The sequence below is a fragment of the Paenibacillus sp. BIC5C1 genome, assembly GCF_032399705.1.
In the GTDB taxonomy this organism is placed as follows: Bacteria; Bacillota; Bacilli; order Paenibacillales; family Paenibacillaceae; genus Paenibacillus; species Paenibacillus taichungensis_A.
This window is the reverse complement of sequence record NZ_CP135922.1, coordinates 50,642-70,771: the sequence shown is the minus strand read 5'-3', so window position 1 is coordinate 70,771 and position 20,130 is coordinate 50,642. Positions and strand designations below refer to the sequence as shown.

18 protein-coding genes are annotated in these 20,130 nt (G+C 49.0%); all 18 read right to left on the bottom strand.

The window, feature by feature from the left end; translation table 11 throughout:
* Positions 1-86 precede the first annotated feature (86 nt).
* Entirely contained in the window at positions 87-857 is a 771-nt protein-coding gene (locus RS891_RS00320; RefSeq protein WP_024633734.1) for a type III pantothenate kinase, read from the bottom strand.
* 6 nt (positions 858-863) lie between these two features.
* Positions 864-1,730: a carboxylating nicotinate-nucleotide diphosphorylase gene (nadC, locus tag RS891_RS00315; protein WP_315794143.1), complete on the bottom strand. Its 867-nt coding sequence runs from the start codon at positions 1,728-1,730 to the stop codon at positions 864-866.
* Positions 1,727-3,346, bottom strand: coding sequence for an L-aspartate oxidase (nadB, locus tag RS891_RS00310; protein ID WP_113055728.1), 1,620 nt, complete (start codon positions 3,344-3,346; stop codon positions 1,727-1,729). Before nadB ends, nadC begins: the two co-directional genes overlap by 4 nt.
* A gap of 36 nt (positions 3,347-3,382) precedes the next feature.
* A complete protein-coding gene (gene nadA / locus RS891_RS00305; RefSeq protein WP_315794142.1) occupies positions 3,383-4,321 on the bottom strand; it encodes a quinolinate synthase NadA in 939 nt (312 codons plus the stop codon).
* Positions 4,322-4,617: 296 nt separating this feature from the next.
* On the bottom strand, positions 4,618-6,663 hold the full coding sequence (gene ftsH, locus RS891_RS00300) for an ATP-dependent zinc metalloprotease FtsH (protein ID WP_113055726.1): 2,046 nt from the start codon (positions 6,661-6,663) through the stop codon (positions 4,618-4,620).
* A gap of 101 nt (positions 6,664-6,764) precedes the next feature.
* The gene (gene hpt, locus RS891_RS00295; RefSeq protein WP_024633729.1) at positions 6,765-7,304 is read right to left on the bottom strand and encodes a hypoxanthine phosphoribosyltransferase; all 540 of its coding nucleotides are present in this window, start codon (positions 7,302-7,304) and stop codon (positions 6,765-6,767) included.
* Between the two features lie 53 nt (positions 7,305-7,357).
* Positions 7,358-8,797 carry a tRNA lysidine(34) synthetase TilS gene (gene tilS / locus RS891_RS00290; protein ID WP_113055725.1) on the bottom strand — a complete coding sequence of 480 codons (1,440 nt, stop codon included), beginning with the start codon at positions 8,795-8,797 and terminating at the stop codon, positions 7,358-7,360.
* A gap of 44 nt (positions 8,798-8,841) precedes the next feature.
* Positions 8,842-9,789, bottom strand: a complete 948-nt coding sequence (locus RS891_RS00285; RefSeq protein WP_315794141.1) for a serine/threonine protein kinase — start codon at positions 9,787-9,789, stop codon at positions 8,842-8,844.
* Entirely contained in the window at positions 9,773-10,525 is a 753-nt protein-coding gene (locus tag RS891_RS00280) for a vWA domain-containing protein (RefSeq protein ID WP_113055723.1), read from the bottom strand. Before RS891_RS00280 ends, RS891_RS00285 begins: the two co-directional genes overlap by 17 nt.
* A gap of 85 nt (positions 10,526-10,610) precedes the next feature.
* A complete protein-coding gene (gene spoIIE, locus RS891_RS00275; RefSeq protein WP_315794140.1) occupies positions 10,611-13,118 on the bottom strand; it encodes a stage II sporulation protein E in 2,508 nt (835 codons plus the stop codon).
* A 502-nt stretch (positions 13,119-13,620) separates the two neighbouring features.
* Positions 13,621-14,148, bottom strand: a complete 528-nt coding sequence (locus RS891_RS00270) for a S1 domain-containing RNA-binding protein (RefSeq protein WP_024633724.1) — start codon at positions 14,146-14,148, stop codon at positions 13,621-13,623.
* Positions 14,149-14,346: 198 nt separating this feature from the next.
* Positions 14,347-14,682, bottom strand: coding sequence for an FtsB family cell division protein (locus RS891_RS00265; protein ID WP_063567554.1), 336 nt, complete (start codon positions 14,680-14,682; stop codon positions 14,347-14,349).
* Positions 14,683-14,694: 12 nt separating this feature from the next.
* Positions 14,695-15,264 carry a spore cortex biosynthesis protein YabQ gene (gene yabQ, locus RS891_RS00260; RefSeq protein WP_113055722.1) on the bottom strand — a complete coding sequence of 190 codons (570 nt, stop codon included), beginning with the start codon at positions 15,262-15,264 and terminating at the stop codon, positions 14,695-14,697.
* Positions 15,261-15,545, bottom strand: a complete 285-nt coding sequence (yabP, locus tag RS891_RS00255) for a sporulation protein YabP (RefSeq protein ID WP_113055721.1) — start codon at positions 15,543-15,545, stop codon at positions 15,261-15,263. Before yabP ends, yabQ begins: the two co-directional genes overlap by 4 nt.
* 178 nt (positions 15,546-15,723) lie before the next feature.
* On the bottom strand, positions 15,724-16,002 hold the full coding sequence (locus tag RS891_RS00250; protein WP_024633720.1) for an RNA-binding S4 domain-containing protein: 279 nt from the start codon (positions 16,000-16,002) through the stop codon (positions 15,724-15,726).
* Positions 16,002-16,274, bottom strand: coding sequence for an HU family DNA-binding protein (locus tag RS891_RS00245; protein WP_017691362.1), 273 nt, complete (start codon positions 16,272-16,274; stop codon positions 16,002-16,004). Before RS891_RS00245 ends, RS891_RS00250 begins: the two co-directional genes overlap by 1 nt.
* A 318-nt stretch (positions 16,275-16,592) precedes the next feature.
* Positions 16,593-18,086 carry a bifunctional methyltransferase/pyrophosphohydrolase YabN gene (gene mazG / locus RS891_RS00240; protein ID WP_315794139.1) on the bottom strand — a complete coding sequence of 498 codons (1,494 nt, stop codon included), beginning with the start codon at positions 18,084-18,086 and terminating at the stop codon, positions 16,593-16,595.
* 252 nt (positions 18,087-18,338) lie between these two features.
* On the bottom strand, positions 18,339-20,039 hold the full coding sequence (locus RS891_RS00235; protein WP_113055719.1) for a putative polysaccharide biosynthesis protein: 1,701 nt from the start codon (positions 20,037-20,039) through the stop codon (positions 18,339-18,341).
* Between the last annotated feature and the right edge of the window lie 91 nt (positions 20,040-20,130).

The window sequence follows — 20,130 nt, the reverse complement described above, 5'->3', positions numbered from 1 at the left end:
CCTCCTTTGGCGTAATCGCCAGTTATAGAAAAAACGGCATAACATATAAGACTGTAATCTCAGCCCGCTGTTTGCCGTCTCTGTTCTTACCTTTCCCGGTTCCGCTCATAAACGATACGCAGCCCTTCAAGCGTAAGCAGCGGATCCACTTCATCGATGCTGCGTGTTTCTTCTGCAATCAGCTTGGCAAGGCCTCCGGTTGCAATAACTCTAGGCTTGGCTCCCATTTCCTCACGAATACGCTCCACAATACCGTCCACCTGTCCTGCATAACCATAAATAATGCCGGCCTGCATCGCATGAATGGTGTTGCGACCAATGACTTTCTTGGGCTTCTCCAATTCAATACGAGGTAGCTTGGACGCTCGTTCATAGAGTGCTTCGGTTGCAATATGGATGCCGGGTACGATAGCCCCGCCCAGATAATTTCCTTTCTCGTCAATACAGTCAAATGTGGTCGCTGTACCGAAATCGACCACAACGAGAGGGCCGCCATACTTCTCAACGGCTGCTACTGCATTAACAATGCGATCCGCGCCAACTTCACGAGGATTCTCATACCGCAGGTTCAGGCCGGTTCGGATACCAGGCCCAACGAGTAAAGGTTTTTTGCCTACGTATTTCTCACACATGGCTTCAATCACATTTACCAGCGGTGGAACCACGGATGAGATGATCACACCTTCAATGTCGCGTGTTGAAATACCCGACATATGAAATAAATTATAAATCAATACGCCGTATTCATCCACTGTCGACTGCCGGGATGTACTCAGGCGAAAATGGTGGAGCAACTCCCGGCCTTGATACACGCCGAGTACGATATTACTGTTGCCCACGTCTACCACAAGAATCAAAGAGGTTCACCCCTCTTTCTTTTCGTTTAAATCTAGGCTGATATCCAGGCTCTCAAAAGAATAGGTTAACCTTCCAACTGAAATTACATCCACTCCGCTCTCTGCAATACCACGAATAGTATTTAGCGAGACGTTGCCCGATGCCTCAACCTTCACATGCGGAGCCTGCTCACGAATAAGAACGACGGCCTCACGCATAAGATCTGGTTGCATGTTATCCAGCATAATGATATCTGCCCCAGCCTGCAAGGCTTCTCTGACCTGTTCTAGGTTTTCGGTCTCAACTTCAATGGTCATGGTATGCGGAATGACGGCCCGCGCACGCTGTACCGCTTCAGTGATCCCCCCTGCGCCCTTGATGTGGTTATCCTTAATCATAACGGCATCATAGAGGCCAAACCGGTGATTTGCTCCGCCACCAACCCGCACTGCATATTTTTCAAGCAAGCGGTGTCCCGGTGTCGTTTTACGAGTATCGACCAGTCGTGTAGGGAGGCCTTCCAACGCATCAACATAGGTACGTGTGCGGGTAGCGATACCAGACATACGCTGAAGCAGGTTAAGAGCCAGACGCTCTCCTGTCAGCAAGCTATGTGTGCTCCCTTCTACCTCAGCCAGAATCGTACCGTGCGTAACTGCATCACCGTCTTTTACCATCGGTGTGAACACAAGGCCAGGATCCACTACCTGAAACACGAGTTCTGCGACCGTAATCCCTGCAATGATTCCATTGTCTTTGGCATGTATAACGGCCTTGGACTGACTGCCAGCAGGAATTGTCACACTTGTTGTGACATCGCCTGCGCCAACATCCTCACGAAGCCAGTTTTTGATTGATTCGATGAGTCCTTCATTATATCCGTTCAGTATCATGACATCAATTCCTCCACAATCGCTTGTTCTCGCTGCTGCAGGCTATGCTTCTGCCATACGGCATCGTCACGCTGCGGGAAATCCTCACGGTAGTGGGCTCCCCGACTTTCCTCGCGGTGTAATGCTCCAGTGGTAACCAACCAGGCACAGGTCAAAAGGTTGGCATATTCCATCTCTTCTTTGTGAGTAAACTTCTGATCAAAAAATTGCAGTTCTTGTTGCAGCTTCTCTATTGCTCCTTGCAGGTTAGCCCCATTCCGGCGCAGCCCCACTTGACGTACCATCATTTTTTGCAGACGCAAGCGTCTTTCGGACACCGGCTTCTGCTCTTCTTTTATGCTCCTGCGAATGCTTGTTGATGTGGGAATTCTTGTCTGTAGCGGAGCTAGTGGAGGAAGGGCTTGAATACGATCCACGATTCTCCGGCCAAATACGATTGCTTCAGAGAGAGAGTTGCTTGCCAGACGATTGGCACCATGCACTCCGGTAGAAGATACCTCACCGCAGGCAAATAATCTGCCAATGCTGCTCTCCCCGCTAAGATCCGTCTTCACTCCGCCCATCATGTAATGTGCAGCAGGAGCGACCGGAATCCAGTCTGTAGTCATATCCAGTCCGTATCGCATACAGGTCTCATAGATGGTAGGAAACCGATGTTTAATCATCTCCGACGGTTCATGAGTGATATCCAAATATACAAAGGTACTGTTTGTCGATTCCATCTCACTGACAATGGCCCGCGCAACGATATCACGTGGTGCCAGTTCAAGCTGTGCATGATACCGTTCCATGAAGCGCTCGCCTTTCACATTGCGCAAATAAGCTCCTTCGCCACGTACAGCCTCGGACACCAGGAAACGTGGTGCTCCTGGATAACAAAGTGAGGTCGGGTGGAATTGAATAAACTCCATGTCCCGGACAACTGCTCCGGCACGATAGGCCATCGCCACGCCGTCTGCTGTAGCCACTTCCGGATTAGTCGTATATCGATACAACTGTCCAGCCCCGCCAGAGCATAGTACGGTTGCCTCTGCTTTCACAAATACTTGCGAACCATCAGCCTTCTGAACCAGCGCACCTACACATTCTCCCTGCTCTGTAATTAGATCAATGACAAAATGCTCATCCCACACTTCAATCCCCGGATGTTCATTCGCCTGTGCAGCCAGTGCACGCACAATCTCATATCCCGTTGCATCCCCATTGGCATGCAAAATACGGCGGTGGCTGTGCGCACCTTCCTGCGTCAACGCCAACTCGCCGTTCTCCAGATCAAACAAAGTACCCAAGCGAATCAGTTCTTTCACTCCGTCAGGGCCCTCGTTCACCAATGCTTCGACTGCTTCGGAGCGGCATAATCCCGCTCCTGCAACAAGTGTATCCTGCAAATGGTAGGCAGGTGAATCATCTTCAGCAATAACCGCAGCGATTCCCCCCTGCGCATACCGGGTGTTACTTTCCAGTAACGACTTCTTCGTGATCATCAACACACTGCGTTGTTCACTCGCCTTGATCGCAGTAAACAAACCAGCAATGCCTGAACCAATAACCAGCACATCCGTCTCCACCATCGGCAGCGCGGACAGATCAAAATCCACTAAATATTGCGGTATCATGTTATTTCACCTGTCTTGGAGCAAGAGTAGCGCATGCTACTTCACCAGTAACATGCGCTCTAGTGATTCTCTGGCTTTGTCAGCAACAGCCGATGGCACGTAAATCTGCGGCTTCATCGTTTCCAGACATTTAACCAGCTTTTTCAAGTTGTTGACCTTCATATTCGGACATACAAGGAACTTCGTAGCAAAGTGGAATTGTTTGTCCGGGCTATCGAGACGCAGTTGGTATCCTGTACCATCCTCAGTGCCTACGATAAATTCCTTAGCGGATGAATTTTTACAATATTCCAGAATGGCGGTTGTGCTACCTACGAAATCACCCATCTCTACGACCTCAGGACGACATTCCGGGTGAACAACAAACTCTGCATTTGGATGCTTCGCTCTCATCTCAACCACGTCTTTGACCGTCAGCATATCATGGGTATTGCAGTAACCTTCCCAGATAATCATTTTCTTGTCTGTATGTTGTTGCACATAATGTCCCAGATTTTTATCCGGTACCCAGATGATTTCATCGGAATCAACAGATTGAATGACTCTGACAGCATTGGCCGATGTACAACAGATGTCGGTCTCTGCCTTGATCTCAGCTGAGGAATTGATGTACGTTACAACTTTGGCATTCGGGTGCTGTGCTTTCAACTTACGTAAGCCTTCAACGTTCACCATGTCTGCCATTGGGCAGCCTGCACGTTCGTCAGGGATGATAACCGTTTTGTTAGGGGCAAGAATTTTAGCGCTTTCACCCATAAAATGAACCCCGCAGAAAACGATAACATCCGCATCGGTTTGTGCCGCCTTCTGAGCCAGCAAAAACGAATCTCCCCGGAAATCAGCGACCTCTTGTACCTCGTCACGTTGATAATAATGGGCAAGAATAATAGCATTACGTTCCTTCTTCAACTCCATCAGCCGCTCGCGCAGCTCCCGGTTCATCTCAGCCTTGCGCTCTAAAGCCAGAGCTTCCACCTGTGATCCTCTCCTTATCGGGACAGCCTTATACGCTGTTTTATATGGCAAATCCAAGTCGTTATTTTCGCTTGAGAAACGAATCACAAGCGGTTTAACACCTAATGTACACAACGTTCACGACTCTGTCAATAAATGAAAACGCCCCAGAACAAGGGCATAACCGCCCATTTCCTACGTAGTTCGCCCTAAAGCTCCCGGTTATCATTATCTATACAATTTGAAGGAATACATAAAAAAAGAGAGCCCGAGGGCTCTCCTTGTCATCTGCCACTATAGACAGATTGTGTTATAAATTAAGACGTTGGCTTCGTTCCACCATCATCTGGGTCATTGCTGTTTCCTTTGTCCAGGTTCGGAGCTTCGTTAGGAATATCTCCGGCTGGTGGCTCAGGCGTTTCATCTTTGCCTTGGATACGGACGCGTACATCACCGATGTTGTCGATGATTGCCTCTCCGCCTTCGCTAGGCGTACCTTCGCCATCGTTGCTGTTTTCATCTTTTGGAGTCAGAGAACCGGTCTCGATCAATTGCTTGATCTGATCCATTTCCAAAGTCTCCACTTCCAACAACGTTTGAGCGATCAGATGCACTTCTTTGGAATGCTTAACGAGCAAGTCTTTACACTTCTCATAGCATTCGTTAATAAAGCGTTGCATTTCCTGATCAATCTCGTATGCAATGGAATCCGAGTAATTCTGTTCGTGACCGATATCACGACCCAGGAATACCTGTCCCTGTGAACTACCAAACTGCATAGGTCCCAGCTTCTCACTCATACCGTACTCCATAACCATGCTACGGACGATACCCGTTGCTTGTTGGAAGTCACTATATGCGCCCGTACCGATTTCACCGATAAACAGTTCTTCGGATACACGGCCTCCAAGGAGTCCTGTAATTTTGTCCAGCAATTCTTGCTTGGTAACAAGCATACGATCTTCTTTTGGTAACATGATTACATATCCACCCGCACGTCCGCGCGGAATAATGGTAACTTTATGTACCATATCGGCATGTTCCAGGAAGTAACCTACAATGGTATGACCTGCTTCGTGATAAGCGACAATACGTTTTTCACGGTCACTGATAACACGGCTTTTCTTCTCCGTACCAACGATGACACGGTCAATCGCCTCGTCAACTTCTTTCATAGAAATATCTCTGCGATTACGACGTGCCGCAAGCAATGCCGCTTCATTCAAGAGATTTTCCAAATCTGCACCGGAGAATCCGGTAGTACGCTTCGCAATAATGTCCAGCTTCACATCTTTGGTGAGTGGTTTGTTGCGTGAGTGTACTTTCAGAACTGCTTCACGACCTCTCACGTCAGGGCGGTCAACCGTAATTTGACGGTCAAAACGTCCTGGACGCAGCAAGGCAGGGTCCAAAATATCAGCACGGTTCGTTGCAGCAACAATGATAATACCTTCATTGGCTCCGAATCCGTCCATTTCAACGAGCAACTGGTTGAGTGTTTGTTCACGTTCATCGTGACCACCACCAAGGCCAGCACCACGCTGACGTCCTACAGCATCGATCTCATCGATAAAGATGATACATGGGGCGTTTTTCTTCGCATTTTCAAACAAGTCACGTACACGAGATGCACCGACACCGACAAACATTTCAACGAAGTCAGAACCGGAAATACTGAAGAATGGTACACCCGCTTCACCAGCAACAGCACGAGCGAGCAAGGTTTTACCTGTACCCGGAGGACCTACAAGCAATACGCCTTTCGGAATTCGTGCACCTACTGCTGCGAATTTACGAGGGTCCTTGAGGAAGTCCACGACTTCAACAAGCTCCTGCTTCTCTTCGTCAGCACCCGCAACATCTTCAAATGTAACCCGTTTTTTCTCTTCGTTATAGAGACGAGCACGGCTTTTACCAAAGTTCATTACTTTACCGCCGCCGCCTTGTGCCTGATTAAACAGGAAGAAGAACAGCAGGAACATAATGATCAAAGGAATGAAGGAAGTCAGCAACGTCAACCAGATGCTGTCACCTTTCATAGGTTCCTGATGATATTGGAATTTGTTCGTTTCGCTTGCAGTTACAAGCTCACTAATTGCCTCATCCGTAGGAGGAATATACGTTGAGAAATTTTCTGATTTGGCTCCGTCAGGCGTCTCCCTGTATTGACCGGTCACGAGGTACGTCTGACCGTTGAATTGAACCGTCAATTCAGAGACGTTGTTGGCCTTGATCGCAGCGCGCAACTGATCATATCTAGGATTATCGGTGGCTTCGCCGCCATTGCTGACGAACTGGACTATCCCCACCACAACTAAAAAAAGAATCAAATAAAAAGCAGAATTCCGGATGAACCGATTCATCCCCTACCTCCTCTCGAGACACTGTAATTATTTTAACATAGCCCAACGTAGCTTCTCAACAGAAGCCACCAACAGATATGGGCTTGGAACTAGCTTAAGCATTAGTTGCTGTAAACTTCCGGTTTCAGAATCCCGATGTAAGGGAGGTTCCGGTACTTCTCGGCATAATCCAGGCCATAGCCAACGATGAATGCGTCTGGAATGTCAAATCCGGTGTAATGAGCTTCAAGTTCGACTTTGCGACCTGAAGGCTTGTCAAATAGCGTAACTACGCGGACCGATTCAGCACCGCGGTTCTGCAAGAGTTCGATCAGATAACTGAGCGTGAGTCCACTATCAATAATGTCCTCTACAATCAGAACCTCGCGTCCCTCAACGGATTCATCCAGATCCTTAATGATTTTGACAACGCCAGATGATTTGGTGGAAGCACCATAACTCGATACTGCCATGAAATCCATCTCAACAGGTACCGTAATGTTCTTAACCAAATCAGCCATAAATATAAACGCACCCTTGAGCACACAAATGACCAAAGGATTGCGATTTGCATATTCGGCACTTATTGTTGCGCCTAATTCCTTGATTTTACTCTGAATCTCTTCTTCACTGATCAATACTTCCTGAATGTCGTTCTGCAACTGTGCGAACCTCCTAAGTTATACATATGAAAGCCTTACCTGAACCATAACCACTACCCCTGAATCGCTGAATCGCCTACAGTCATGTACAGGATTGCGGAAGTATCCTCCCTGACAGGAGCTACACTAGACCGGCGAACACCCGGTAACCAGATGATATTGCCTGCTCCATCACATACCACGGGAACCCGTGAACGGACAGAAGGGGGAATTTTCTCATCGATGAAAATATTTTTCACCTTTTTGCTTCCGTTTAATCCCATCACTTTCATGGTATCTCCAGGTAACCGTGAACGCACAACCAGCGGCATAAGCAGTTGATCCGCATCAAATGCGGCATGGTCCGCCGATTCCGGTACATGATAATCCTCGGGACTCATCGGAACGATCCGAACATTCCGGTCGATTTCCGCGAGAGAAAGCTCATAAGTTCCGCTCCATTGAGCAAGACGATATTCGTAAGATTGATCCTGTACGTCAGTCCGTATGCCGAAAGAGATCAGATCATACTCCCGGGTGCAGGCGAGTGTCTGTCCTATATCCAGGCTCCAGGTCGTCGCGTCAGGTTGAATAACCTTGCGGCGAATGGTCTCAATACGGGTAAAGTCGACAAAATCACTGTCCAAAGGCAGATAATTCAATATTAGTTTAATCAACCTTCGTTGTAAAGCGACATGTAACTTCAAAAAGGAAGGCACCTCAAAGGTTTGCCTTCCGCCGTTCGCCTGCACTAGACACCTGTATGCGTCATATGCACCTTGTTCCATGAAATCGTCTTCATCACCTACAATTTCGGCAAGTCGATTCAAAGACGGCGTTAACTGTCCATTATATTGCCCCAAAAAAGGAAGCACATCCAAGCGAATGGCATTACGCCGATATTTACGCAGGGAATTGCTTTCATCATTAAAATACAGAAAACCCTGGGTATTACAAGCTTCTACAAGGTCTGTCTTGTTTATACGAAGGCATGGACGAATAAGTTCCACATTTTTTTCTCGCCTTTTAAACTTCATTCCTGCGAGTCCGGAAAGACCACTCCCACGCAGCAAATGGAGCATAACCGTCTCTGCTTGATCGTCGGCATGATGGGCCAGTGCAATGCTCGCCGCATTGTGTTTGGCAGCCACTTCATGCAAAAACTCATATCGTTTGTTGCGTGCAGCTTCCTGAGAGCCTTGACCGGTAAGCTTCATATAAGAAGGTACATCGGCCTTCACCCATTCGAATGCAATGCCCAGTTGATGAGCAAGTGCCCTCATCATCTCGGCTTCATGATCAGATTCAATCCGAAAGCCATGATGTACATGGGCGCAAATCAATTCCAGCGGAACATGCCTAGTACTGATCTCATGCATGATATGCAAAAAAGCCACCGAGTCCGGTCCGCCCGATACTGCGACGACAATCCGATCCCCGGGAACCCATAACTGATGCTCTTCCGCTGCATCCAGCACGTTATTCACCAGCTTGTTCCAGCGTAAAGCCTCCATACCTGTTCCTCATTCCTTACGTTATGTATATGCACTCTCACAGGTCAGAATCGCAGTGCATAGATGAGTACCCCAATAAGTAATATAACGGATACGGCAAATGCATTTTTGAGCCATCGCGGTGTTGTACTTTTGGAACGGCGACGAAGAGGAGAAGGGCGCGCCATCATCTCTTTCCAAACCTTAGCTGCGTGTCCGGCATCCTGAAATTGACCTCGTAATGCCTGAATAGTCCAGTTTCGAAAAGGACGGAGACGTTCGCTACGCTCCACGAGAGCTGTGAGCTGGTTTACACTCCGCAGTTGAGGTAATCCCTCTGCAGCCAGCGCTTTGAGTGCATCAGCTTCAATTACATGAATCAATAATAGGGCAAAAGCAAACACATCATATGTTCCATCTGCTGTTCGGCTGCCCGCATTCCAGAATCCGCGATCATACCATTCAGTGAACTGCTTGACACTCCGGCCGATAGAAGTCACTCCGCCATAGTCGATAAGTTCTACCTGCCCATAATCCGAAACCAGTACATTTTGAGGTTTGAGGTCACCAAACACCCATCCAGCCTGATGCAATTGAGCCAGCTTCTGCAATAGTCTGAGTCCAACCAGGAGTGTCCAGTCCGTTCCCTGGCGCCTAATGAAGTGGTGCAGAGACTCCCCCCGAACGTAACGCATCACATAAAAGGGAATATCACGACCACGAATGGCGTAGTCATCCACATCTTTCAAATAAGAAGGAATGCCACTCTGCCGAAGGGCCTCATGATTACGCTGTAATTGAAAAGATTTGAGCACATTAATTTCCGATTGCAGATCTACAGGGTCAAATCCCATTTTAAGCGCATAATGTTTGCCATTCTCACCCCGCTGGACAAGAAAAACGATGCCATTGGCTCCTTTGCCCAGCAGCTTCCGAATCGTATAACGGCTGCGATTCCATTTCCCTGTGATGACTGTTCCTGGCGGGAAAGAGGCGTCAGACAACGTTGTCACCGAGCATCCCTTCTCTTTCAATGCGATAGTTCCCTTCTATTTCCTGCTGTCCCTCCAGTGTACCATAACGGTAAAAATCAATCACCCTTTGAATCGCAGGACCTGTCGGCGTCGCTCCCTTCATTTGCAAACGTCCAAATAGCGAACGAACACGGCTCGGGTCAACTGTCCAGTCGATGTCCATGACAGCTTCTTCTCCGCTATGTCGTCCAGGAAAATGAAAGACGGAAAGATGGCTCTGACCCATACGAGCCTGCAAGCTAAGCATTAAATCCCGAATCCCTTCCTCCACAGCTGCGAGTTTCGGCTTCATACTGGCACTTACATCAATGAGAAGAACGACTTGAAGCGGTGTTGTCTCCGCCATATCCTCCATCACTTCAACCACCTGTGCACGTTTAGCCGGTTCAAGGTCTGTTACCGTTTTCGGCTCTTGCTCACCCAGAATTTGTGTTAACTCTCTATTAACCGCCTGTTGAATGGTCTGAACCACTGTTTTTCTGGTCATCATCTGCATCGTGTGGGCAAGCTGTCTGGTGCCTACGATCTGACTGATTCCACCTCCGGCTTTGGCAATATCCTCGATTTCCCGACTGCCCAACTCACCAATGGTTCCATAATCAATAACACCGACCACGTTGACCGTAATTCCCTCTTCTCGCGCTTCCGCCGCAGCCAGCACCGGGCTGGCACCTACATTGGAACAACCGTCGGTGATCAATAAGATTTGTTTCATCCGATATCCCTCCGTTTTGGGTTACTCTCCAACTCTATGACTAGCATTGCCAGAATGAAGAGACTTCAAACAGAGGAATATGCAATTAACTAACGGTGCGCGGACGCTCCATCCGGCTTATTCCGGGGACTCTCAATGTCGCCCACTCCGGGCGATAATGTTCTATTTTGCCTACAATTACAGTCATGTCATCATAGATCTCATTTTGCTGGTAACGAATAACACTTTCAAGCAGACAATCTGCTACTTCCTGAGGATCATCACTATCAATTTCCTGTATGAGCCGCTTCATCCAAAGTTCTTTATTGACGGCATACCCTGGCGCATCATAGATGCCATCAGTCATCATAATTAAAACATCCCCTGGCTGAAGCTGTACGGTTACCAGATCCACCTCAATATCTTTGATAATTCCAATCGGCAGATTGCTTGCCGAAACCTGAATAACCTCCTGCCCTCGCTTAATGAAACTTGGAGTCGATCCGATTTTCATAAATGTGGTCTCTGCCGTATATTCATCGATCAGAGCCATATCCACCGTTGCATACATTTCTTCAGGAGAACGCAACATCAGAACGGAATTCACCGATTTGATCGCCAGCTTTTCATCCATGCCCGACTGTAACAACTGCTCTAGTATATTTAGCGCAGCACTGCTCTCCATGCGTGCCCGTTCCCCATTACCCATGCCATCACTAAGCGCAACTGCAAATGTACCATTGCCCAGTTCAACCGTACTGAAACTGTCCCCGGACATCACATCTCCCCCTTTGGCGGCAGCAGCAACACCCGTTGTTATCTCAAACGTTTTGGCAGAGCCAAAGGTAACTGTCGCCAGTCCTTGGCGAGGGTCGAGCATCGTCTCGTTCAAGACGGCGATATGCTCATCCAGTACATCCGAGATTAGCGGAGCGATCATTTTCCGGCACTCGTCAAATCCGCGTGTATAGGCATGAACAATCTCAATTTCCACATTCCCCGCTTCCAGATTAATGATTTCAATAGAATGTATGGACAGACCTAACGATTCAAGCGCATCTCGAATTTGCTCCTCCTGTTGTACCATTTCCTCACTTTCCCGTTGAATTTCTTTCGCCAGGTCCTCCATTACCTGGGATACCCCTGATAATTGCTCTGCAACCAGCTGTCGACTATCTATAATCTGACGTTTCCATTGCATGTTATGTTGATGCAGACCGTACTGGGCGCGCATCACTTCAAGTACCTCCTCCGGTTTCGCACATACCCTGTTCCATTCCACCGGAATCTGCTTGCCTGACATCTCCGGGTTGGCTTCAATGGAACTCATCACATCGGTCATATATTTATAGGTTTGAATAAACTTCGACTCCCAGCATTGCGCCTTCTTAAAGCATCCTGAGCATGTGCCTTCGGCTACAGCATTCATGAAATGCTCCATCCCGCCTTCGTTCTGTACCGGCTCCCCCGCGCCGGACATCTGATCGAAGCTGCGTGACAATTGACGGAATACTTGCGAGAAGCGGGTAACCCGTTCTGCGGTGACATCCCGTATTCTCTTCGCATATTCATGCTGCGACTTCGTATGATCCTGCGTGCCAGGAACATATTTGGATATTGCCGTGAGCATACTTTTTGGCGTTAACATAAACAGAACAATGGCTGCACATGTCTCCCATAAAGAATTCATGACATCTCCGGGACCACCCAGATATATGGATAGAATGGAGGAACCGAGCAGCATGCCCAGAGCAACCGCCGCACGTTTTCCTTCCCTGAGCATACCCGCCAGCATGCCAGCAAAAGCAAGCAGACTCATCTGATATACCGCAGACATATCGGCCAGACTCAGAATGAGACCAGTAATGACCCCAACCGAGGCTCCAAGGGGGGCTCCGCCCACCAGCGCGAAGATCAGAATGAGATATCGGGAGAGCATATGCTCCACAGACAGGGATTGAATTGTCCAGCCCACCGCCCCGGTCATCACGGAAGCCAGCAAAATGATCAGACAGAGGATCTCCTCGTTCTTTAGGTTGAATTTTTTTTTGCGATACGTGAAGATCGGTATAGCCTGTATGAAAACCAGGGTAAGCACAAAGCTGAGTACGGAATCCATCGTGAGCATGAGCATGGCGTACCAGCTGAAAGACGGCCCAATGACGACGGCGAATAACTTGACCATAAAAGTAGTCGTAAACACCATCGTTGGCGCATAAGATAATTCAGCGCGGTCATAAGACTCCAGGCCTCTGAACAACAGATAGAAGATGGCTAGCTCCGAAGCAACAATCAGAGGTACCGGAAACGGAGTGAAGAGACTTCCTGCCAGCAACGCAGCCCCTACCGGAATAATGTAATCCCTGCGCATGAAGGCGATAACCGCAAAATAAGCAATCGCAAAGGGCGATAATTCATTCAGAATCATGGCCTTGCCCAGCAAAAATCCCATAAAGGTAAGAAGCAGCACCCATTTCCGTGCAGCAACGATCTGGACGGCCTTGCGGGAGCTAATCCACTGTTTGAGACGTACTGACAGCTCCTCCCGAGCTTCTGTACCTCCTTTACCAGCTTTCATTCCCGGAAATTGAATGACATTCCACTTTTCCATCATCCTCAAGGCACCCCATTCGATTAATTTAATTTTCGTGTTTCGTTCTCGATGGTTATGATTATAGATAGAATAGAAGACGTAGTTTGTCACAATTGGTGGGTAGTGTCCAAAAACTTTACGACAAAAGAAACAGATGCGGCGCGGTGGTGCGAAACCCCCGGCCTTATTGTGGTTTCATCCATTTGCCACGATCCTTGCCGACAAGACACTTGTCTTATTTTGAACCGGACGCGCTTCGTCATCGCCACGATTTGAGCAGGATACCTGTGGAATGCCACGGAAACCTGTCGGTAAAAAATGGTAGACGACAAATGTTCTTATGTACTTTTTTTCCTGCGCAGAAAAACTGGGGATATGGAGATTCACTTTACAAAAACGGCTATGAATCCGGTTAAATGTCTATATCTGAACGGTTAAATTCCAAAATTAAAAACTAACGCAAAAAAACCGCCAGCCCCAAGGCTAACGGTTTTTCTTATATTTTAAATCAGGTTGAACCAGATTACACGCGTTTGGCTCCACGGCCACCACGTTTGCCTTCTGTGTTCTTCTTCAGCGAAGAGATCCGTTCTTCGCTATCTTTCAGGAAGCGTGACATTTTATCCTCAAATGAAGGTTTGCCTGCTGCGGGCTTGAAAGAACGGCCACCGCGGTCACGGTTAAAACCACCACCACCGCCGCCACGGCCTTGGCCACCACTTGGGCCTCCACCGCTGAATCGTTCGCGATCTCCTCCACTGCGTTCCGGTCTAGGAGCTCTTGGGGGTCTGGACTGTGTTTGTTGCTCAACCGGTTTGTCAACAGCTTGCTTAATGGAAAGCCCAATCTTGCCATCCTTGTCAACGTTGATGACCTTAACGGTAACGAGGTCATTAAGCTTCAGGTGGTCGTTGACATCTTTGACATAATTGTCGGCGATTTCCGAGATGTGAACGAGACCCGTGACACCTCCTGACAGATCCACAAATGCTCCAAAATGCGTGATGCCTGTCACCTTGCCCTCTAACTTGGTGCCCACTTCAATTGCCATAGAATAAAATGATCCTCCCTTAAAAATATACAACCCGATTTTTTGAATGCCAAAATCAATGCTGTGCTAATTTAATTATACCTTATGCCGCAAACCAAGGTCAACTGAGCACTACCCCTTAAGGCAGCCTATTTTTTCCGGTATAACGGCTTCAGACATGTAGATAACAATCCTTGCTCAATAATGAGCCAAATTACATCAGTTCCCTGACTCTTCAACCTGAATTGGTGTTTCCTCAGGCAGATAGTATCCTTTTTTTCGAGCCAGCTGTCCTATGTATTCGGGATCCTTCAACCGACTGACTTCGTACTTCAATTGATCCAGCTTCTTCAACGTCTCTTCCTTTGAAGATTGCTGGGCAGCCAGATGAGAACTCTTGTCCGAAATTTGCGCAGTCTGCACAAGGAACGTATATCCTGCCCAAATGATAAACACAACCATAAAGGTCATCCATAGCATGAGACGCCTTTTGGCACCTGCAGATTTTCCTTGGCCTGCTGGAGCTTTTGATTTGTTCATAGGTGTTTTACCCATTATCGGACCTCCTTAAAACCAGCGTTTCCACATCGCTGCGATACTTGAACCCGCACGGATCAGGAAGCGTGGCGTAACCCAATGTTTCAAGATTGGCCTAAACATCCAGCGGAACAGCTTGCCGAAAGGTACCAAACATTGCAGCACCAGCTTACCCAGGAATAACAGTATGGCGAGTACGAAACCAATTAATACACGCACTAGCTTGTATATTCCTTTAGCGGGCATAACGATCAGGATGTTAAGGATATGTCCACACCAATGAATCAGCGTTCTTGCGAGTTTAATTAACATTACCACAAAACGCTGGGTTGTAACACTTAAAAGCCAAAAATAGAAGCAAACCCCTATAATCAGCCCCAAAAAGACATAAAACCGCAGCTGTCCGTGATTCCCGGCATACAACATCCGGAAGACGAACAGCGCGGAAGCGACCCAATACAACAGATCTAGCGTGTGGACGCTCCATCTCGGGAACCGCAGCTGACCGGACAGTACCCGGTAACTGTCGTAGGCCATCCCCATTACGGCTCCCGACATCAGCATCCACATTAATGTGATCCATTGAGTATCCGGACTCATCGGAACATCTTGCCGAACAGGCCTTTACCGTTTTTGGACTGGGAACCGGGGTCCAGATATTCAAGAGAACTGATAGTGCCCTCGATGGATAACAAACCGTCCTCCAGGCTCAGGTTTTTGATATGTAAATTGTGCCCCCGGATGGTCAGATGCCCAAGTTCAGTTTGCAGCAAAAATTCCTCACTGTCGAAGCTCTCCACATTGGAGACACCCGTCAGATCCAGCAGTTTCCGATTCTGCATGCTCAGATGATGCTGTTTCGTCTTACTTTGCTCAACCATGGCATGTACCCCTCCTTCTTAACCCTAGCTTATGGATCAGAAGTAAAGAATAGAACCAAGGTGCGATGAAAGCAAATATGCGAATATTGAGAAACACAAAAACGCCCTTCCCTATACGGGAAAGGCGTTTCTCTTCATTGCACAATGAATGTGTACAAAAGTATATCAGGCATCCCTGTTACCAGTTCAGACCGTTGTCCTTGGCAATCGGCTCTTCCTTAACCAAGGTGTAGAGGCTGCTCGCCTCATCCTTCTTGGTACTCTCGGCTAGACGCTCCACCTTCACGGTGACCAGCTTTTGACCGAACTGAACCGTAAGTTCATCGCCCACTTTGACAGCGGCGCTTGGCTTCGCTTCACGTCCGTTCACCAGCACACGTCCCTGTTCGGAAACGTCCTTGGCTACGGTGCGGCGTTTGATCAACCGAGAGACCTTCAGGAATTTATCAAGACGCATTATTTTACGGCTTCTTTAAGTTTGTTGCCTGCTTTGAACGCAGGAACGGTGGACTCAGGAATCACGATTTCATTCCCTGTTTGTGGGTTACGTCCGGTACGACCGGAACGTTTGCGGGTCTCAAAAGTGCCAAAGCCGATCAGTTGTACTTTGTCTCCGCTGGCAAGTGCATCTGTAATTTCTCCCAAAAAGCCGTTCAATACGGACTCAACGTCTTTTTTAGTCAAACCGCTTTTGGTGGAAATGTTGTTAATCAGATCTGTTTTGTTCATTTTTAAAAGCCTCCCAAATTGAAAAAAAAGTATCTGCGAATCCGTGACAACAGATCTGCTGCTGCTGGCTCCGCGCAAGGTTTACTACACATGTATTCTGGCTTGGCATCTGAAATCCTGCATCGGTCTTCGACTTTTTTTCACTTTTTGTCGGTCCTGCCCAAGAACAGTCTAAGTCCAGTACCCGAAACACCTCTCTGTTAATCACACGCTTTCTCGTGCAACTCGCCCGATATGTTTCGACAACACGATACGCATGATGCAAAATGCTCGCCTATGTGAATGATATCGGATCAGCGCCCAAAATGCCAGAACCCTTTACAATCCAGCCTTCTTCGCAGCCTGCCAGTATTGCTCCATTTCATCAACATTGCTGTCTGACGGAGTTCTTCCCTGTTCACGTAGACGCTCCTCGATATACTGGAAACGTTGAATGAATTTCCGATTGGTGGCGGCAAGCGCCTCCTCCGGATCGGTATCAATAAATCTCGCAACATTGGCAGCTGCAAATAATAAATCACCCAGTTCCAGCTTCCGCTCTTCCGCAGACTGGTTATGCTGTACCGCTTCTTTTAGCTCTGTCAATTCTTCCTCGATCTTGGCAAAGACACCTTCCACGTCATCCCAATCGAAGCCAACTTTGGCCGCTTTTTTCTGTAATTTGTACCCTTTCATCAAGGCAGGCAAGTCACGGGGAATACCGTCCAGCACAGAAGTCTGCTGTAGATCCTGTCCCTTGCGCTTTTTCTCCTCTGCCTTCATCTGTTCCCAGTTTTGCAACGCTTCATTCGCATTCTCTGCCTGTTGTTCACCGAATACGTGCGGATGGCGGAAAATTAGCTTGTCGTTCAATCCTTCAATAACATCGTACACGTTAAATGTGCCAACCTCTTCTTCCATCTGGGAGTGCAGCAAAATCTGCAACAGGAGATCACCTAGCTCTTCCTTCATGTGATCGGGATCATCTTCATCAATCGTTTCAATGACTTCATAGGTTTCCTCAATCAGGTTTTTGCGAATAGACTGGTGAGTCTGCTCCTGATCCCATGGACAGCCGCCTGGACTGCGAAGGATATTCACGATTTCATGCAGCCGTGCAAAGGAGCGCCGACGAAGCGCGTCATCCGTATTTTTGGGCACATATATCAATGAGAGATTACCGTATCCTTCAATCCGGTCCAGATCATGCAGCGGCACCTTGTGAATGATCTCCTGTCCCTGCACACCCAAGGCATGTCCGACAAATACCGGATAATCGTCAGGGTAAACGTCCATCAGGCACAGTTTTACGTCAGAAGCGGTAAACACATCATATACTTGTCCAATCAAGGTATGAAGCTGGGGCTGCACCAGTTCCGTATTCAGACTGCTGGCATCGAGAAGCTGAAACCCTTCAATAGGATCGAATCCAAGACGAATAAACGCTTCATCCAGAAAGCTTTCCCCGCCCATGACACGCAGCGAAATACCCATTTGTGGGCAGCGCTCTTTCAACAGACGTACGCTCGCTTCAGCGACCATGGGATGCCCTGGCACGGCATATACGATCTCGGTACCCGGCTCGCCCTTGCGTGCGGCCTCAATCAACCGGTCTGCAATTTCGTCATACACTTCCGGAAAAGAATCCTTCGCTTCATAGATGGCATCAAAGGATGTCATCTCCAACCCTTCCTGCTTGAGATCATTCAATACGGGATGATCCAGTGTGCGTACATACAGCGTCGCTGCATGTTTCATTTTTTTGATGATCCCTACCGTCAGCTGATCTGCATCTCCAGATCCAAGACCGACTACTGTTAAAGCTGCACTCATGTTTATAAGCCTCCATCCGAACTATCCTGTCCATACTTCCATCCTTGATCAAAACCAATCACGGATGAGTCATACATAGTACTGAACAGGGCTCTATAATTACACGTATTATACCAGAATTAGACGTTATCCTATAATTGCATTTGCATGTGACACGGTGTGACCCATTCAATCGCTGTTGCTCTGCTTTAGAATGTGAGAGCCGGGGTGAATGGACGGCGTAGCGCTAAGTGTAGCAGCGCAACGCGAGGGTTATCGCAGCACACGCAGTCTGCGCAGCAGCTTGGCCAGCAGTGGCCCCAGCTTGGGCACGGCCGCCAGCTCTGCGGCGGTCAGCAGCCCCGTTCGGGCCGCGGCCAGCAAGAACACGGCTGAGCCTGCTGCTATGCCAAGCAGGCTCACGCCCATAGCGGCCAGCCTGCGGTCGGCCGCGATACCGATGCCGCCGAGCACTGCTTCGGCGGCCCAGGCCGTGCCTGCCGCCGCCAGGCTCAGGGCGGCGATCACCAGCGCCGGCTTCGCCAGGACGGCGCCCGGGGCCGGGCGCAGGGCGACAAGCCGCGCCAGCAGCGCCACATTCAGGCCAGCCGCCAGCATGTAGGCGACTGCGCCTGCAAGGGCCGCGCCGCTGATGCCCAGCGCCGGCACAAGCATGACGTTCAGCAGCGCCTTGACGCCTGCGGCGGCCAGCATGCTGAACGCGGGTGCGCGCACGGCGCCTAGGCCTTGCAGCAGCGCCGCCGCGATAATGCTGACGGTGCTGCCCGCAGCCGTCAGCGCCATGTACCGCAGAGCTTCGGTGCCTGCGGCATCCCCGTACAGCATGCGGTTAATCGGCTCTGCCAGCACCGCCAAACCTGCGGATGCGGCCAGGCCGATTAACCAGAACCAACGCAGCGCAAGGCCTGCTTGCTGCCTCACGGCTCCCGGCCCGCCTTTCAGCCGGGCTTCGGCCATCGCCGGTATAAAGAGCACAGACAGCGACGTGGCAAGCATTGTCACCAATTGAACCAGCGGCAAGCCTCGGTTGTAAATCCCGAAGGACACCATGGATTGAAGCTCATCCAGCCCTTCTCGTCTTAACAACCGGGGTACTGTAAAGGTATCTACCAGATTCATCAATGGCACGGCCAGTGATCCGAGACAGACCGGAATGGCATAGATCAGTAGTGTGCGAATCCATTCACCGTTGGACCTCCGCTCCTCAGACAGAAGCGTGCTCCCCCCGCTGGGGTGCTCTTTGGTTTTCTCCATTTGCCCACCTGTCTCAGCACTTTTCATAACAGCGAGCTTTTCCCCATTTTTGCGTCGATGATGGTACACATACCCAAGCATTGTAACTAACCCGGCAAACCCACCTGCCACTGAACCAATCATTGCTCCAGCTGCAATGGTCTCCAATGAAGCGTCCCTCCCCATGAGCCACAACAAAAGAACAATCATCACCGTGACCCGAACAGTCTGCTCTACCACTTGGGATACGGCTGTTGGCACCATTTGCTGCAACCCCTGAAAATATCCGCGCAGTCCTGTCATCACCGGTACAAACAGCAATGCCATTGAAGCTGCCCGAATGGACGGTACGACACTTCCATTACCAATCAGACTTCCAACAAGCGGTGCACCTAAATACATCAACAGGGCCAGTGCCAGCCCAATTCCACCGAGCAGCAACGAGGACAAGCGTACAACCCGTCTACCCTCCTCCGGTTGACCAAGAGCATTCTGCTCGGCTACGAATTTGGATACAGCGACAGGCAGCCCGGCAGCGGCAATGGTAATAATGAGCATGTAGAACGGGTACACCGTATTGTAGATGCCAAAAACACCGTCTCCCCCCAGATTCTGCAGCGGAATCTTCTGAAAAGCACCAATGATTTTGGATATTATGGCGGCAAGCCCAAGCACAAATGCACCCTGAAGCAATCTTGAGCCTGTAGACGACTGTTTCATATGTCCCTCCTGCGTATGTCCGTGCATTCATTCTTTCAAGGTATACCTAGTTATTATACCTGTCCAAAGGCACACAGACTAACCCTTCGAG

Excerpts from the sequence above, each read along its gene's own strand:
- nadC (WP_315794143.1), bottom strand. The coding sequence starts at position 1,730 with ATGATACTGAACGGATATAATGAAGGACTCATCGAATCAATCAAAAAC.
- nadB (WP_113055728.1), bottom strand. The coding sequence starts at position 3,346 with ATGATACCGCAATATTTAGTGGATTTTGATCTGTCCGCGCTGCCGATG.
- ftsH (WP_113055726.1), bottom strand. The coding sequence starts at position 6,663 with ATGAATCGGTTCATCCGGAATTCTGCTTTTTATTTGATTCTTTTTTTA.
- tilS (WP_113055725.1), bottom strand. The coding sequence starts at position 8,797 with ATGGAGGCTTTACGCTGGAACAAGCTGGTGAATAACGTGCTGGATGCA.
- RS891_RS00280 (WP_113055723.1), bottom strand. The coding sequence starts at position 10,525 with ATGAAACAAATCTTATTGATCACCGACGGTTGTTCCAATGTAGGTGCC.
- spoIIE (WP_315794140.1), bottom strand. The coding sequence starts at position 13,118 with ATGATGGAAAAGTGGAATGTCATTCAATTTCCGGGAATGAAAGCTGGT.
- RS891_RS00270 (WP_024633724.1), bottom strand. The coding sequence starts at position 14,148 with ATGGCAATTGAAGTGGGCACCAAGTTAGAGGGCAAGGTGACAGGCATC.
- RS891_RS00265 (WP_063567554.1), bottom strand. The coding sequence starts at position 14,682 with ATGGGTAAAACACCTATGAACAAATCAAAAGCTCCAGCAGGCCAAGGA.
- yabQ (WP_113055722.1), bottom strand. The coding sequence starts at position 15,264 with ATGAGTCCGGATACTCAATGGATCACATTAATGTGGATGCTGATGTCG.
- yabP (WP_113055721.1), bottom strand. The coding sequence starts at position 15,545 with ATGGTTGAGCAAAGTAAGACGAAACAGCATCATCTGAGCATGCAGAAT.
- RS891_RS00250 (WP_024633720.1), bottom strand. The coding sequence starts at position 16,002 with ATGCGTCTTGATAAATTCCTGAAGGTCTCTCGGTTGATCAAACGCCGC.
- RS891_RS00245 (WP_017691362.1), bottom strand. The coding sequence starts at position 16,274 with ATGAACAAAACAGATCTGATTAACAACATTTCCACCAAAAGCGGTTTG.
- mazG (WP_315794139.1), bottom strand. The coding sequence starts at position 18,086 with ATGAGTGCAGCTTTAACAGTAGTCGGTCTTGGATCTGGAGATGCAGAT.
- RS891_RS00235 (WP_113055719.1), bottom strand. The coding sequence starts at position 20,039 with ATGAAACAGTCGTCTACAGGCTCAAGATTGCTTCAGGGTGCATTTGTG.